We start from the raw sequence: 15440 nt of genomic DNA on the forward strand, positions 1-15440 counted from the left end.
CTTTCTTGACGCTTTTTAGTAAAAGTGTCCGAATCATTTCCGTCATCACTGTCCGATTTAAAACCGTCACAGGTGTCCGAACTAAAACGTTATGGGTGTCCGATTTGGTGCGTTTTTTGCATAAAGGCAAGGTGTTACAAAAACATTTTGCGTATGATAGAGAGCAGATCGTTCAAAAGACCAAGAGCATCACTAACGGTGAATATGAGTTCATTGATGACCATTATATAAATGCCGATACGAAACATACTTTTAAACATATAACATGTGCGACAGAGTTCAATAAAACATGGAATAAGTTCAGAGGCGGACAAAGATGCCCGAACTGTATAAGACGAGGAATGGACTCTATGACATTCCCCCATTCTTTTATCAGATTCTTTTTCAAAAACTTCATTAAAAATGTAAAGAGTTACTAAAAAGTTTTGCATTTTTTCAATAACACCTTTTTTATACATTAGTATTTGCTCATCCCAAAAAAAGGAGGAGCGAAAAATGTCTGAAGAAGATCATGTTTTCAACGAAAACAGATCGATCACTCAAGAGCGTGTTGCAGATAAAATCGCAAAGATCAAGCAAACGCAAAGATTGATCAAACGACTTGAAAGATTAGAGATCGAAATTGCCAGATTAAATAAGCAATTAGATACTAAAAATTTCAAGCGAACAGAACTGCTCGAAGAACTAGATGCGATGTGATCTATGAGCAGTTTCAAATGAGGTAAGGGTGTACACTGGGTACCCAGTATACACCTCAAAACGAACTAGGTATTTTTTACTTAGTAATAAATATAAAAAGGAAAGATAATGAAAGAAGCTAAAAGCTCTATTCATATTGAGGCTGGAAAAATCTCGGTCTTTATGCACAATGATAGAAGTATATCAACGGCAAATGCTATCTTCGATGACGAAGTAAATGAATATAATATTTCAGGCGTGCAAGCATTGCAAAAGTATTATCGTTTACTTAAATTAAGAATTGAAGTGTATACAAAACGAACAGGGCAAAAATTGAATAAAAAAACCATTACTCATTTTTCTGTAATCGTGAATATTAAGCGAACAACAACAATGAGAGAGTTAAGAAGATTAGCTATTCGAATAGAGATGCTTTTTGACACAATAGTGGTACAAATCGCGATTCATCGGGATGAAGGTCATGTCGAAGATGGCAAACACATTAAAAACTATCATGCGCATTTAGAATTTATAGGAATTGATAGTAATGGTTATTCGATCCGCCGAAAACTTACACGTAGTTCACTTTCACAACTGCAAGATATAACAGCAGATATTCTTAAAATGCAACGAGGTACCAACTATGCCAAAGAGAAAAAGAAAAGACCGAAAAGATTAGATACTCATGCCTATAAGCAGGCGATGATAATAAAGGAAAAAGCTGTAAATGCTGTAAAACAAGAGTTCTCCCTAATTATAGAACAAAAAGACAAAAGAATAGAAGAACTTAGTGAGAAGCTAGATGAAGAAAGTGCACAGTTAAAAAAAGTTACACGACAAAAGAAAAGTGTCGATACAGCATTGACCGAACTATTGCCACAATTAGAGCTAAATGCAGTAAGTGGTAGAAGATATTCCTATGCTCAGGTTAAGGAGCTTATCTTGGAAAAGTTCACTGAACTAAATAGAGAGATAGAACAACTTCAGGAAACAAATAAGAAATATCACAAATATGCAATTCATGCAAAAAAGATGTATGTAGATTTAGAGAACCAGAATATATTGCTTGAACAGAAGATAGAAATGTTAGGCAAAAACAGTATAAAAAATATAGAGAATAACGAGGACGATGATGAAGAAATTGAAAATTCTTGGAGGGTTTCTTATTAAAATGTTGAGATCTACTAAAAAAGTTTTGAATTTTGTAAGAGACGAAATTTTTTGTTATAGAATTATTCTGTTTCTTCGCCATAGGTGCACAGCCCAGAATTAGTTTAGCGACGAAATGAGCTGCGCGGACCATGCAAAGCATGAATACCATTATAGTGTATTTATGCTTTTAGAGAGTAAAGCTTAAAGGATACATGATGTATTTGGAAGAAAAATTAGATTTAATTTTAAAAAATCAAAAATTTATAAATGAAAAAATAGACTTGTTTTTACCCGATATAAGCACAGAAAAAGGGGTTATCCATTTTTTAAATATCACAAAGAATACATATAATGCATATTTAAATAATGGTGTTTTAATTGAAGGTATTCATTATATTGTTGAAGGTGAAAAACGTGTATTTAATTCAGAAGCTGTAATAAAACTAAAGAAAGGAGGAGTGAAAGGGAAGCATCGAACAAGAGCTACAAGTAATAATCAAAATAAAATAGATGCTATAAATAGACAACTTGGTATAATTCCATGTGCAGATGCCTCATAGAAGGATATGCTATGAGTGTAAGAATTTGTTCAAGCAGACATGGAGTGTTGTATTTGGACATTAGATATGGTGCTGGTTTACGAAGTCGTCAATCTACCAAGTTGAGAGATACTGTAAAGAATAGAAAGTTACTTGAAGATAAGATAATACCAAATATCTTACTACAGATAATGAATGGTACTTATAATCCAAAAGTTTCTAAGACTATTGTCCCAAAAACTCTAAAAGAGTATGGTTACTTGAGTTTAAAAAGACATAGGAACAATAGACGCTCTCATGTGCATGATGATTATGTAAGACATTTTGAAACAAAAATAGTACGATATTTCGGAAACTATTTAGTACAAAATGTGTCGGCAATGGATTTGTTGGATTGGCAACTTGATTTACTTGAAACTCACAAAGCTTCAAGTGTTAAAAAATACAGAACAGTCTTTAATGGTATTTTAGAAGATGCTTGTAAAGAGTTAGTGAATGGTGAGAAATTGATATTAGGTAATCCTTTTCGAGATGTTCCTATACCAAAAGATATAGAAACCTTTGTTGTCGATGATGATTATGAGTACATAGATGGAAATATTAAACCATTTAGTTTTGATGAAATTGATGACTTGATTCGTAAAGCATCTGGATATATGAAGAATTTTATTGGAATGGCTTCTAGGACGGGGATGAGACCTGGTGAATTAATTGCCCTTCGTTGGAGTGATGTTGATTTTGATAATGAAATAATTAAAATCAGAAAAACAAGAGTCGAAGGGAAAAATGGACCACCTAAGAAGAAAGCGTCGGTTCGAAATATCGAAATGATTCCTGGAGTAAAAGATTTTTTTCTTAATCAATATGAATTAACAGGCTCCCAAAAGAGTGATGTATTCTTAAATAGTTCCAATAAACCATTCTACAGTCATGATATTATAGCGAAGAAATTCAAGAGTTTATTGGATGATGGGGATGAAAGATATTTGTATCAACTTCGTCATTCATTTGCATCAATAATGATATCTGAAGGTGAAGATATTTTATGGGTAAGTCATATGCTAGGTCATAAAAGTTCAGATATTACATTAAAGACATATGCGAAAGCATATAAGCTTTTTAAAGATAAAAATAAGCGTAAAGCGAGAGCTTTATTCTTAACTAAGGGGCACACTGAGGGCACACCTGAGATGGTTGCTTCTTGAAAACCCCTAAAATAGGAGACAAAAGGTGAAAATACGAGTCTATTACGAAGATACCGATACAGGTGGTGTGGTCTATCACTCTAATTATCTAAACTTTTGTGAAAGAGCACGAAGTGAGGCTTTTTTCTCACGTGGCATGACACCTGTTTTAGAAAATGGACATTTTGTTGCACGTAAGGTCATCGCAGATTTTTATACAAGTGCAAAACTTGGTGATCTGCTTGATATACAAACAGAACTTATAGAGATGAAAGCAGCCTCTTTTTCTCTCAAACAGACAATCTACAAAGATGATATGAAGGTTTTTGAATTGGAAATTTTACTCGTTTATATTACGTTTGAAGGAAAAGTTCAGAAGCTGGATAAAGAGAGTAAAGAGCTTGTCTTATCCCTCTTCACGGGGTGATACATATTTTAAAAACTTTGTCCTTCCCGGTCGTAGAAGTTCAATGTCATAGATGATTTGGCTATCTGTGATATTGATATCATACTCTCGCTCTTCTCCGGTGATCTGATTATAAAAATAATCTACACCAATCGTTGTTGTATAGTTAATCCAGTCATAAACAATATCATTACCAAGCAGTGAGTTCGTCTCAACAAGGACACTGTTGTTCTTTATAATCGAGTTTGCAACAATCATCTTTTCTCTGTCTATGTATTGTGTCATCGAGAGTAACAGTGGGTCATAGTTGATTTGAGTAGAGAGAATATTTGTCGCATTTGTATCATAGAGTGTAAGTTGCGACATAATCATTCCGCTTTTGATAATAGGTGTATTTATGAAAAAGGAACCGTTAATAATATCTTCATTCTCTTTGAGATAGTGTTCAAGGTTAGTTGTTCTGCGTGAGATAAAGTATTTGATAACCTTTTTTTCAGTTACATTTCCATCGTCGGCATTGACAACTTCTTGGTCCTCTGCCTCATCATTCGCAGATGAAGAGTTAAAAAAGCTACCAAAGATTCCATCTTCTGCTACTTTTTCATCGATACTCTGTTTTGGATGTAAAAATTCTTCTTCTTGATAGAGTGCGAGTTTTTTCCCGGTTTGTGATTTATCTGAAAAAATAATAAGTGGAGAGACGGCCTCTTTTAAAAGAAGACTGCTTTGTGCATTATAGTCAATACCTCCAAATAGAAAGTACAAAGAAGATGCTTCAATGTCATTTTTGTTAATGGTTGGGAAGTAGATATTGATGTTTGGGTTTAAGTCAATGATATTTTGTGCACCTTCTTTTGTAACCGGTGCGATAACATAGTCATAGCCATCATCCTGAATCTTTCTGATAGCACTGCTTAAATCTTCTATACTCTCACTCTCGATTCTATAGCTTTTAAGACTAAAAGGATTGCTCTTTGTCATAAGATAGGCAAAAGTTGCATTTATTGTAGAAGAGGCATATTTCCCTATTTTTTTGTATGGTAGTAACAGAGCAATTTTGAGTTGACCGCCGGCATTAAATGCTCCAAGATTAAAAATTGCGATATTCATACTTCTTGCTTCATCCAGCTCTTTATCTGCCAGTTTTGTATTTGCATGTGAAAGAAAAGAGAAAATCATATCTTTTTCCAAATACTCTCGCATACATTCATTGTCACACTCATAAGGGTCTAAGTCTTGAATGTATGTCTTAGGCAGCGGAATATTTGATATCATAAAGCTTTGTGCAAATATGATAACAGGTAAAGATAAAAGTAATAATTTTTTCATAAGCAACTCTTTATAGTATGTAGATCATTTAATGTTATTTTCTTGAGTTCAGGGTTTCGTAAAAGATACTGTGGGTGATATATCGGGACTAGTTTAGAGCCTTTAAAATCAATAAGATGACCACGTATATTTTCAAAGTTTTCTGCTTTATCATTTGCAACATGCGCATAAGCTTCCTCACCCAATGTTACAATGACTTTTGGCTGAATGAATGCTAATTGAGAAAAGAGATATCCTTTACATGAATTCCACTCTGATTCAGATGGTTTGTTTGACTGCAGAGGTTTACATTTGATGGCATGTGTAATGTAAACATCATCAATCTTTAGATGCAGAACATTCTCAATCATATTTTTTAAGATCTCTCCTGAACGACCAGCATAGTAACTGTTTGTACTGTCTTGAGCCTGTGATACTAGATAGTCAATTATAACAAGTTTGGCATTAGTATTTCCAAAGCCATGCATACTTTGTCGGCGTGATTTACTTAAATCACATAAATGACAGTTTCTAATATTGTGAGAGAGCTCATCTAATGAGTTTGCCTGCTCATAATTTGTTTTTTCATTGATATTAAAATGATCAATATATTGAAATCCCATAGCTTTGAGTCTATAGAGGTTTTGGAGTAAAACAAGATTTTGAAAAGATTTCAATTTTAAGCACCAACTTCAGATAAATTCACTGAAAGTATAGTCGAAATCTTGTTAAACTCTACTTTATATTAAAAATATGTTAGTATACTATACTATAAGAAAACGTTGGAGATGTGAATGCCTGTAGATAGTGATAAGTTAGAGATAAATAATTTTCAATTAGAATCATCAGTAGAGGTAGAAGAGGTAGTCCAAAAAATAAATCTACTGAAAAAAAATAAAGTTCTAATTCATATTGTTTCTTATATCCATAATACAGTGTTGGTTCAAAATCTCATTAAAGAGTTGAAAAAAACGATACCTCAAGCACAGATAGTTCTACTCAAACATGATAACAAAGTTGTAACATCGGTAACACTCTTTACAATTGATACAGATGATGAAGAGCATATCAGCGATGAGATTCTCAAGGAGCTCTATGTCGATAACTATAATAAAAAAGAGAGCATTGAAGAGTATAGAGTACAGCTTTTTAAACGCTATTTTACAGACCACCTGACAAACCTTCCAAACCTCTATCAGCTTAGAAAAGATCTGCAAAACTGTGATGATGCAGGGCTCATACTACTTAAAATAGATAACTTTCAGGCTATCAATAACTTTTATGGTTTTGTCGTAGGTGATTATGTTTTAGAGTATGTCGGAAAATATCTCAAAGAGATTCTAAAAGAGCACAAGATTTACAGACTCTCAGGTGCAGAGTATGCTTTAACGATAGAGACAAGAATGGGATTTTACCAACTTAAAGATTATCTTACAGAGATTTATGAAAAGATAAAAAATGTGGAGATAATCTATCAAGATACAAAGATATATGTTGATTTTACTTTGGCATCTTCATCGAACAAAGATAACACAAGTATCTTCTCTAAAGTTTCAATGGCACTCATTTATGCAAAGAAAAAAGGTGTACCATTTTGGATATATGAAGACAGAATGAACTTTGAGCATGAGTATAGGAGAAACCTTATCCTCTCTCATATTGTAAGAGAAGCAGTTGAAAAATCACGTGTGGTTCCTTACTATCAAGCGATTATGGATAATGCAAACTCAAAAATAGTGAAGTATGAATGTTTAGCTCGATTAATAGATAAAAATGACAAGATACTCTCTCCAACACTTTTTATTCCTATCGCCAAAAACATCAAGATATATAATGAAGTGACAAAAATTATTATCAATAAGGCTTTTGAGACTTTTAAAGAGAGCGAGTATGAGTTTAGTGTCAATCTATCCATCGAAGATATTATGAGTAGTGAAATATTTAATTTTATCATTCAAAAACTAAAAAACAATCGTTCAACTGCAAACAGAGTGACATTTGAGCTTTTAGAATCAGAAGCGATTCAAGACTTTAAAAAAGTAGATAGATTCATTGGTGAAGTTTCACGCTATGGTGCTAAGATTGCTATTGATGATTTTGGAAGCGGGTATTCAAACTTCTCATATCTTACAAAAATCAATGCAGACTATATTAAAATTGACGGTACACTGATTGAAAATATCGATGTTGATGATGCTTCTCTTATTGTAGTAGATATTATTGTACAGTTTGCAAAACGACTGGGCATTAAAACAGTTGCTGAGTATGTACACTCGAGTGTAGTCATGGATAAAGTTAAAGAGTTGGGAATTGATTATTCGCAAGGGTTTTATATTGATGAACCCTCTTTAGAGGTAAAACTTAAGCCTACTAAGCAGGCTTAAGTTTAAAAAGAGTGATTATTCAGCTACTTCGACAACAACCGGAGTTGATTCCCAGATACCGTGTTTAGTACAGTAACCGTGAGCTACAAGATTTAGTTTGTTTTTCATTGGTCTGATGTTGAATGTTACTTCTGCATGAGATTTTTCATTACCAAGTGTACCCGGTACGAAAGTAGCCATTGCAAGTTTCGTTTCACCATCAAAAAGAGTAATAGATTCGATATAGTGATCGAAATCATCTGGGTGAGTATATTCGTTACCCATTTTAACGTTTACTGAAAGCATTTCACCTTTTTTTGCAACACCCTCTACTGTGATGAATGGTGAGTGACGATCGATTAGGTCTTTTTTTGCTTCTCTTTCTACTGTGTCAATATCAACATATTTGTTAATCTTTGGCATATTAAATCCTTTTGTTTTATTAATTTACTATTATTGTACCTGCAAAATCTTTTAGCTAAACATAAATGAGACTATTTCTGTCTTAATTAAGTTTTTTTTAATTTTTAGAGCTGAAAGTTGCTTCTTGAATAATGAGCGGATAGAAGTACCCATATCCAAAATCTTTATCTTTTATAGCAATACCCTTTGCATAAACAATCATTCCTATTTTTGGAGGATTTTGTTTCGTTGTAAATACCAAGTCATCCATCCCTTCAAATCTGCTGCCATCTTGGATATGTATCCAGTTTAGTCCCATAATTCCACTGGAAACTTTTGTGACTTTTCCTTTTACAGTAACTTTTGTTTGTGCATACTGTGTTCTCTCTTTAAAAAGTCCTGCGATACTGACTGTACCTTTTTCTTGATACTTAGAGTTCATAATATTGGGCTTTTTTTCTGCTGGATTTTTCTGTTGCTTGGCAATATCTGCAGCAAAAAGAATTTTATCAAAAGTACGGTTCAGTGTTTTGGAGTGAAAATTTTTCATCCATCCCTGTTCTGTATACTTAATTGTATCACCGGTTTTTACACTTCTTTGTGTCATTGCGATCCAATAGTTCTGATTGCCATCTTGGACTTTTATGTAGGTATATCCACCACTGTTCATTGTCTCAAGAACTTTTGCTGTGTGTATAGTCGCAGCAAAAAGAGCTGCAGATAGTAGTAATGTCAATGTCAATTTTTTCATACTTCTCCTTTATCTTCTGTATTTTAACGAGATTTTAACCAACAAATGGATAAAATCGCCACAATTATAAAGATAAAAGAGTATTCATATGTTAAAACCACTACTGATTGAAATAGGTGTTGAGGAGCTACCTGCTGTTCCACTTTTAAAAGAGTTAAAGAATATCGAAAAAAAATATGTACAAATATTAGAAGAGTATGCACTTTTAGGTGAGTTTGAGTTTTATTATACGCCTCGTCGTCTGGTACTGTGGCATAGAGAGTTTAAATCGTCTCAAGAAGACTCAGTTGAAGAGTTTTTTGGAGCACCTTTGGCTGTTGCATATAAAGATGGTAAACCGACAAAAGCGGCAGAAGGGTTTGCTCGAAAATGTGGTGTCTCTCTTGATGAGCTCAGCACTGCAGACAAAGGCGGTAAAGAGGTGCTTTACTATAAAAAAGATATCAAAGGACGTCCATCAGTTGAGCTTCTTCCTGAGATCGTAGAGAAGTGGATAAAATCACTTGATTTTGGAAAATCAATGCGCTGGGGGAGTCTGCGTGAGAGTTTCATCCGTCCTATTCGTTGGGTAAATGTACTTTTGGATGATGCAGTAGTACCTATGAAACTTTATGAAGTTGAGAGTGCAAAAACAACAAGAGTGCATCGCATTGCAAGTTTTGACCCTATTGTGATTGACGGCGCAAAAGATTATTTTGAAAAACTTAAAGTCGGTGGGGTGACACTCTACCAAGATGAAAGACGTGAGAAAATCTTTGCTGATTTTAAAGCTATTGAAACGACAAACGGTGTCACTATTGAAATTGATGATGATCTGATGGATGAAGTTGTAGCGATTACTGAAAATCCTACTGCACTGCTTGGCTCATTTGATGAAGAGTTCTTAGAACTGCCACCTGAGGTTATCATCACCTCTATGAAAGAGCATCAACGTTATTTTCCTGTCTTTAAAGATGGAAAACTTATCAATAAGTTTGTAGTAGTTTCCAATGCTTTAACAGATGACTTCTCTGAAGTGATTGCAGGAAATGAGAGAGTACTGCGTCCTCGTCTTGCTGATGGACTTTTCTTCTGGGAAAATGACTTAAAAAACGGTCTCAGCACGAAAGGACTTGAAAAAGTTGCTTTCTTTAAAGGACTAGGATCTGTTGCTGATAAGATTGTGCGTGAGACAAAGATAGCTGAGGAACTTTTTGACAAGTACAGCATCAATGCTTCAAAAGAGGACCTAAAAAGAGCGATGCAGCTTGCAAAAGCAGACCTTATGAGTGAGATGGTTTATGAGTTTACTGAACTTCAGGGACTTATGGGTTACTACTATGCTTTAAAAGCAGGTGAAAACGAGGCAGTGGCACTTTCTATCAAAGAGCAGTATCTCCCAGAAGGTGAAGATAGCCCACTTCCTTCAACACCTCTGAGTGCTATTGTAGCGATGAGTATGAAACTTGATACGTTGCTTGGACTTTTCTCTGTAAATCAGATTCCAACAGGCTCACGTGATCCGTTTGCTCTGCGTCGTGCAGTAAATGGAATCATCCGCATCGTGAATGAGTACGGATTTACTTTTGATATTGTAAAAGATATAAAAGAGCTTGCAAAAAACTATGAGGGTACAATAGATTTAGAGAAGTTGGAGAATTTCATCTTAGAGAGAATCAAACGTTACTATAAAGTAAATCCGTCTATCATCGAAGCAGTTTTAGCTTCCGGTGAGCGTGAGCTTTTAGCAATGGGTAAAAAGATAGAAGCACTGAACACTCTTGTAAATTCTGAAGGTTTTGATGAAGTGAGTTCTACATTTAAACGTGTTGCAAACATCACAAAAGATATCGACCTCACGCAGGATTTGAGTGTCAATGAAACACTCCTTCAAGAAGATGCAGAAAAAGCGCTTTATAAAAGATTTAAGGAAGTCAGTGCGCAAGAGTATACTTCATATGAAGAAGAACTTGATGCGCTGCTTGGCCTCAAGCCTGAACTTGATGCTTTCTTTGACAGTGTGATGGTAAATGCTGAAGATGAAGCACTTAAGAACAATAGAAAAGCACTTGTAGCTTCTATTTATAAAGCTATCTTAAATATTGCAGATATCAAAGAGGTAAGTATCTAAGCTACTGCAAACTTTTAATGGTATGGAGCTGTCTCTGTATCTTTTTATGATAGATAAGTGAAGTGTTATTTGTCTTATCAATTTTGAGTGCTTTTTCAAAGCACTCTTTTGCCTGATCGAGATTTTTATTGTTGTAGTACATCTTTCCATCTCTTACATATTTGTTCACAGCCTCTTTGGCTTTGTTCTTTGCAGTTCTTATGATCTGTTTTGTTTCTTTGTTCTTTGGTTCCAGTTGCAGAACATTTTTTGCATGTGCGATGGCTTGGAGGTATTCATTTGATTGTAGTGCTTTGTTGGCAAGAAAAAGCGTGTGTTTCTTACTCTGTTTGAATGCTATCTCTTTCATATATTTTGTAGCAGTTTCATCAGATGGGTAGATGGAGAGAATTTTAGTAAAGTTCTTTTTGGCTTCTTTGAGTTTTCCTTTTTTATAAATCACTATTGCCTGGCTGAGTAAACGGCTTTTTTCTTCTCTTAAGAGTTTTCTGGCTTTTTGCACAGTACTGTTTTTATAATCATATTTTGCCAAGTTTGTAAGAGAATTTTGTATGGACTTGAGTTCTGTGAAACTTCCCTTATTATTGATGAGCTTTGTCTCTAGTGCATTTTCAAGTGCATTGATGTAGATTTTAAGTGCTCTGTCATCTTTAAGATTGCGATACAACTGTTGTGTATTTTTGTAGTTTGGGTTGTTCATCATAACACTGTTGAGTTCTACGAGCGCTTTTCGTTTATTGTCGGATTTGAGATATTTTTGTGCATTTTTATAGTGTATTTTAGCTCTTACTTTTGCCTGGATTTTCATCTTCTCTATCTTTTTATTAGAGATGGCATTGGAGCCTTCATAGAAGTTCACAAGCTCATAGGCATTGATAGCATCATGGTAGTAACTGTTTTTATAATCTTCATCGCCTTTTTGACTGTAAAGGCTGATCTCATTTTTGATAGATTTGTAGATAAGACGTTTGTCATGAGAGTCTAGCTCTTTGACCTCTTTGTTAAGTCGGATAACATGAATCTCTTTTTTTTGGCTTGGTGTGACACTCTCTTGTTTGAGATTTACACAGGCAGAGAACAAAAGTGCAATAGCGAAGAGTAAAGAGGTGTACATATTACGCCTCTTTACTTGATATAGAGTAAGCAGTAACATGATTACTGATCCCTTTGAGTGAGAGAGGCTCTGTCAATGTATAGTTACATTTATATCCAGAACTTGCAAAAGTTTTCTTATCGATAATAATCTCTCCCTCTTTTGCATAGGAGCACAGACGTGAAGTCATATTTACAGCCAGTCCGATGGCCGTATAGTCCATATGCTCATTGTAGCCAACATTTCCTACAATAACTTGACCTTTAGATATACCGATGCCGACATTACAGATAGTTTTATTTTGGTTTTGACGCAGGGAGTTCTCTTGTTGGATTTTCTGTTGTATCTCTATGGCACTTTTGATAGCTTTTACCGTAGCATCTTTTCCACTAAATGATGCCATCACTTCATCACCGATAAATTTATCGATATCACCACCGTTCTTTTTGATGATCTTAGCCTGCAAAGAGAGGTAGAAGTTTATAATATTGATAACCTCTTCAGGTGTTTTTTTCTCATTTAATGAAGTAAAGTTACGAATATCACAAAACAAAAAGGTCATGTTCTTATATTCCCCACCTAGCACTACAGGCTCATGGGAAGAGTTCTTAATCATATCAACGGTAGAGTTGGAGACAAACTTCTGGAGTCTGTCTTTTTCTCTGAGCCATGCGACCATCGTATTAAAGTGATTTGCGAGATTTTGGATCTCATCATTAGTATGGACATCAAGGTGGACATCAAGATTGCCTTTTGTGATTTCCGAAGATGCTTTGGTGATTTGCAGTATGGGCTGCGTGACACGCGTACCGATAAAATAGACATAGAGCGTTGAGAGCAGTAAAATAATAAAAGCAATCATATAGATATAATCAAGTACTTTATCTATAATTTTAGAGATGGCTTTTTTATCATAATAGAGCAGTGTAAAACCAAGCAGAATATTTTCACCTTTATACTGGTAGAGAATAGGGCGGATAAAACGGTATGTCTCAATCGTCTCATTAGCTGTTTTAATCGTATAGGTATCATATGTTACATGTTCTGTTGTTGTGTTTTCAAGATACTCCAAAAGAGACTTCTCAAGAGGAAGGTTTTCTACTTTTTTACCAAATCCTGAAATATACTGGAATATACTGCCGTTTTGTTCTTTTTGTCTTTGATAGATGGAGATTCCTAGCAGTCCGTCAATGTGGGACTCTTTTAATCTTTCAATAGCGTCATTGAGACTTAAACGATTTTCATAGGTTCTCTCTAAGAGTGCAAACGAGGAGAAGTCAGAGATTCTCTCAATCGTCGTAGAACTCACTTCAAAGGCTTTTTTTTCAATATTTTCTTTGATAAAAGGGATGATAAAATAGTTTTGAACAGAGATAGCGAGAAAAATAGAGATAAATACAAAACTGATAAGTTTAAGCTTGAGTCCGCCTTTGTATAAAATCTTCTTGATTGTGGTTTTAATCATTTATCCTTACTAATTCGATATAATCTTACTACTATTTTAGCTAAAAAATTTAAATGTTTCGTTTTTTATAGGGATTGGTATAATGTATGATATAGCTGTTATTGGTGCCGGTATTAACGGCTGTAGTGTTGCTTATGAGTTTTTGCAAGAGGATAAAAGAGTCCTTGTCCTTGATAAAGAGGGTGTAGCAAGCGGCGGCAGTGGGGCAGCAGGTGCGTTCATCTCTCCGAAGTTTTCAAAGGCAGGTGAGCTCAAAGCAATCATTGAAGATGCTTTTATATACTCTATGGAATATTATGAAAAACATTTTGCAGAGCACTTTAAAAAAGCACAACTTTTACATATTGCCAAAGATGCAGATGAAGAAGAGACACTTCGAATTTTCAAAGAAAAAACAACACTACCTTTAAAAGAAGCCAAAGAGAGTCTAAAAGCAAAGCTCACGCAGAGCGCACTGCAAAGAGAGAGTGTGTCCCTTGAAGCAGGCATCGTTGATGCACAAAAGATGTGTGAAGCGATGATAGAGGGTGCAAAGTTTATCAGGCAAAAAGTAGAAAATATTGTCTTTGAAGATGGATATTGGCTTATTGATGATACCTATGCGGCAAAAGAGCTTGTATTGGCAACAGGTGCTTATAAAACACTACTAAATGAGTCCTATATTGAACTGCGTGGGGTTTGGGGACATAGAATCGATGTTCAAACCAGCACACAAAATCCATACTCCATTCATCAGTTTGTCTCTATTTCGCCGAGTGATGGTAATCGCTTGGCAATAGGTGCCACGCATAATGTGCATTATCATCCCCAAACCTCACGTGAACCTTATAATGTAGAAGAGGGGAGACGTGAGCTTTTAGAGAAAGCTTCACGCACTATTAACCTGAGTGATGTAGAGATAGTCAAAGATTACACGGGACTGCGTTCGGGTTCCTTTGATTATATGCCACTTGTCGGTCCTCTTGTACTCTCACGTGAGACACTGGCGTGTTGTGAGAAAAATATTCGTGTAAAAAAACCAGATTTTCAAGAGTTTTTGTATTATCCGCAGCTCTCTATGATAAATGGAAGCGGGGGTTATGGTTTTGTACTTGCTCCTTATCTTGCTCGTATTTTAAAAGAGCATATTTTGAGTGCAAAAGAGATAAGTGAGCGAATCATTCCTGCACGATTTTTTGCCCGTTGGGCTAAGAGGAGATCTTAACCACTTGCGGTGGAGTGGTTTTAAAGACCTCTTTGAGAGCATTTGCACGCTTCTCACGCATTTTACCTGTTGCAAATGGTGAGAGGAAGTAAGCGATTTGGCGACACTCATCTTCATCATAATTGTTATCATGCATAAATACGACTGTTTTATCGAGCTTGTTTACATGTTCAGAGAGTGCTCTGGCGTAAGCGATAATATTCTTATGGTGTCTGTCATATTTGTGTCCCATGCCGAAAAAAACAAATTTTCCAGTCAGACGAATGTTTGGAATGTCGATGTAGTTCAGTGCTCTGTCATAACGTGTAAGCTGCATTGAGTTTAACTTGTCCAAGTCTGCATCAAACTCTTCTAAAATCGGAGTCGGTTCGATATTTTCACGATTATAGTTAAAGAGATACCGTATCTCTACAAGTTTTCCTTTGTAGTGCTCTTTGAGTGCAGCATTGAGGACGTACATTCTTGGAGATTCATTGAGTGTTACATACTCATCATACTTCTCAAACCCATCCTTTTGTAAGAAACGGCTCATTTTATACCCTGTAGGAGACTCTTCCGGGTTATATAAAAAGATAGTTCCCACTACATGTTTACGCTTTTTTTTGAGCATTCTCTCTAAATCATCAAGCGTGATTTTTTCATCTTCACTCTCATTGATGTAGATATATTGCTCAACGAGATAATCCATATCGAAATTTGTTGAAAATTTTCCAAATAGTTGCATTGTAAATCCTATAATAATTGATGGAATTATACTACAATATTGGCTATGATTTATATAGCTT

Annotated in this window: 16 protein-coding genes; 9 read left to right on the forward strand and 7 right to left on the reverse strand. The window is 35.0% G+C overall.

Going from position 1 to position 15440, the window contains the following annotated elements:
* The 6 genes from MNY27_RS03890 to MNY27_RS03915 form a co-directional block, all read left to right on the forward strand.
* On the forward strand, window positions 1-419 hold a 419-nt coding region (locus tag MNY27_RS03890), incomplete at its 5' end, for a hypothetical protein (protein WP_346391896.1).
* Window positions 420-495: 76 nt separating this feature from the next.
* On the forward strand, window positions 496-699 hold the full coding sequence (locus MNY27_RS03895; RefSeq protein ID WP_346391897.1) for a hypothetical protein: 204 nt from the start codon (window positions 496-498) through the stop codon (window positions 697-699).
* Between the two features lie 108 nt (window positions 700-807).
* Window positions 808-1848: a hypothetical protein gene (locus MNY27_RS03900; protein WP_346391898.1), complete on the forward strand. Its 1041-nt coding sequence runs from the start codon at window positions 808-810 to the stop codon at window positions 1846-1848.
* Window positions 1849-2051: 203 nt separating this feature from the next.
* Window positions 2052-2390: a hypothetical protein gene (locus MNY27_RS03905; RefSeq protein ID WP_346391899.1), complete on the forward strand. Its 339-nt coding sequence runs from the start codon at window positions 2052-2054 to the stop codon at window positions 2388-2390.
* A gap of 11 nt (window positions 2391-2401) precedes the next feature.
* Window positions 2402-3574, forward strand: coding sequence for a site-specific integrase (locus tag MNY27_RS03910; protein WP_346391900.1), 1173 nt, complete (start codon window positions 2402-2404; stop codon window positions 3572-3574).
* 25 nt (window positions 3575-3599) lie between these two features.
* Entirely contained in the window at window positions 3600-3980 is a 381-nt protein-coding gene (locus MNY27_RS03915; RefSeq protein ID WP_152183015.1) for a YbgC/FadM family acyl-CoA thioesterase, read from the forward strand.
* Here the strand turns inward: MNY27_RS03915 and MNY27_RS03920 are convergent.
* Window positions 3960-5288: a hypothetical protein gene (locus MNY27_RS03920; protein WP_152183014.1), complete on the reverse strand. Its 1329-nt coding sequence runs from the start codon at window positions 5286-5288 to the stop codon at window positions 3960-3962. The genes MNY27_RS03915 and MNY27_RS03920 overlap by 21 nt on opposite strands.
* The gene (locus MNY27_RS03925; protein WP_152183013.1) at window positions 5285-5944 is read right to left on the reverse strand and encodes a uracil-DNA glycosylase; all 660 of its coding nucleotides are present in this window, start codon (window positions 5942-5944) and stop codon (window positions 5285-5287) included. The genes MNY27_RS03920 and MNY27_RS03925 overlap by 4 nt, the downstream gene beginning before the upstream one ends.
* A gap of 117 nt (window positions 5945-6061) precedes the next feature.
* Here MNY27_RS03925 and MNY27_RS03930 point away from each other — a divergent pair, with 117 nt between their 5' ends.
* A complete protein-coding gene (locus MNY27_RS03930) occupies window positions 6062-7651 on the forward strand; it encodes a GGDEF domain-containing protein (RefSeq protein WP_152183012.1) in 1590 nt (529 codons plus the stop codon).
* Window positions 7652-7666: 15 nt separating this feature from the next.
* On the opposite strand, the gene MNY27_RS03935 is transcribed toward MNY27_RS03930, so the two are convergent.
* Window positions 7667-8053 carry a class II SORL domain-containing protein gene (locus MNY27_RS03935; protein ID WP_152183011.1) on the reverse strand — a complete coding sequence of 129 codons (387 nt, stop codon included), beginning with the start codon at window positions 8051-8053 and terminating at the stop codon, window positions 7667-7669.
* Window positions 8054-8150: 97 nt separating this feature from the next.
* Window positions 8151-8783, reverse strand: coding sequence for a GW dipeptide domain-containing protein (locus MNY27_RS03940; RefSeq protein ID WP_152183010.1), 633 nt, complete (start codon window positions 8781-8783; stop codon window positions 8151-8153).
* An 88-nt stretch (window positions 8784-8871) separates the two neighbouring features.
* On the opposite strand from MNY27_RS03940, the gene glyS reads away from it, so the two are divergent.
* Window positions 8872-10893, forward strand: a complete 2022-nt coding sequence (gene glyS / locus MNY27_RS03945; protein ID WP_152183009.1) for a glycine--tRNA ligase subunit beta — start codon at window positions 8872-8874, stop codon at window positions 10891-10893.
* A 1-nt stretch (window position 10894) separates the two neighbouring features.
* Here glyS and MNY27_RS03950 read toward each other — a convergent pair whose 3' ends face one another.
* Both MNY27_RS03950 and MNY27_RS03955 read right to left on the reverse strand, forming a co-directional pair.
* Complete coding sequence (locus MNY27_RS03950; protein WP_188109407.1) at window positions 10895-12007, reverse strand: tetratricopeptide repeat protein; 1113 nt, start codon at window positions 12005-12007, stop codon at window positions 10895-10897.
* Window position 12008: 1 nt separating this feature from the next.
* On the reverse strand, window positions 12009-13451 hold the full coding sequence (locus MNY27_RS03955; protein ID WP_152183007.1) for an adenylate/guanylate cyclase domain-containing protein: 1443 nt from the start codon (window positions 13449-13451) through the stop codon (window positions 12009-12011).
* A gap of 82 nt (window positions 13452-13533) precedes the next feature.
* On the opposite strand from MNY27_RS03955, the gene MNY27_RS03960 reads away from it, so the two are divergent.
* Entirely contained in the window at window positions 13534-14655 is a 1122-nt protein-coding gene (locus tag MNY27_RS03960) for an FAD-dependent oxidoreductase (RefSeq protein ID WP_152183006.1), read from the forward strand.
* Here MNY27_RS03960 and MNY27_RS03965 read toward each other — a convergent pair.
* Complete coding sequence (locus tag MNY27_RS03965; RefSeq protein WP_152183005.1) at window positions 14639-15379, reverse strand: hypothetical protein; 741 nt, start codon at window positions 15377-15379, stop codon at window positions 14639-14641. The genes MNY27_RS03960 and MNY27_RS03965 overlap by 17 nt on opposite strands.
* Window positions 15380-15440 lie beyond the last annotated feature (61 nt).

It is taken from the genome of Sulfurimonas sp. NWX79, from assembly GCF_039667035.1.
GTDB classification, from domain to species: Bacteria; Campylobacterota; Campylobacteria; order Campylobacterales; family Sulfurimonadaceae; genus Sulfurimonas; species Sulfurimonas indica.

Excerpts from the sequence above, each read along its gene's own strand:
- MNY27_RS03895 (WP_346391897.1), top strand. The coding sequence starts at position 496 with ATGTCTGAAGAAGATCATGTTTTCAACGAAAACAGATCGATCACTCAA.
- MNY27_RS03900 (WP_346391898.1), top strand. The coding sequence starts at position 808 with ATGAAAGAAGCTAAAAGCTCTATTCATATTGAGGCTGGAAAAATCTCG.
- MNY27_RS03910 (WP_346391900.1), top strand. The coding sequence starts at position 2,402 with ATGAGTGTAAGAATTTGTTCAAGCAGACATGGAGTGTTGTATTTGGAC.
- MNY27_RS03920 (WP_152183014.1), bottom strand. The coding sequence starts at position 5,288 with ATGAAAAAATTATTACTTTTATCTTTACCTGTTATCATATTTGCACAA.
- MNY27_RS03930 (WP_152183012.1), top strand. The coding sequence starts at position 6,062 with ATGCCTGTAGATAGTGATAAGTTAGAGATAAATAATTTTCAATTAGAA.
- MNY27_RS03935 (WP_152183011.1), bottom strand. The coding sequence starts at position 8,053 with ATGCCAAAGATTAACAAATATGTTGATATTGACACAGTAGAAAGAGAA.
- MNY27_RS03940 (WP_152183010.1), bottom strand. The coding sequence starts at position 8,783 with ATGAAAAAATTGACATTGACATTACTACTATCTGCAGCTCTTTTTGCT.
- glyS (WP_152183009.1), top strand. The coding sequence starts at position 8,872 with ATGTTAAAACCACTACTGATTGAAATAGGTGTTGAGGAGCTACCTGCT.
- MNY27_RS03950 (WP_188109407.1), bottom strand. The coding sequence starts at position 12,007 with ATGTACACCTCTTTACTCTTCGCTATTGCACTTTTGTTCTCTGCCTGT.
- MNY27_RS03955 (WP_152183007.1), bottom strand. The coding sequence starts at position 13,451 with ATGATTAAAACCACAATCAAGAAGATTTTATACAAAGGCGGACTCAAG.
- MNY27_RS03960 (WP_152183006.1), top strand. The coding sequence starts at position 13,534 with ATGTATGATATAGCTGTTATTGGTGCCGGTATTAACGGCTGTAGTGTT.
- MNY27_RS03965 (WP_152183005.1), bottom strand. The coding sequence starts at position 15,379 with ATGCAACTATTTGGAAAATTTTCAACAAATTTCGATATGGATTATCTC.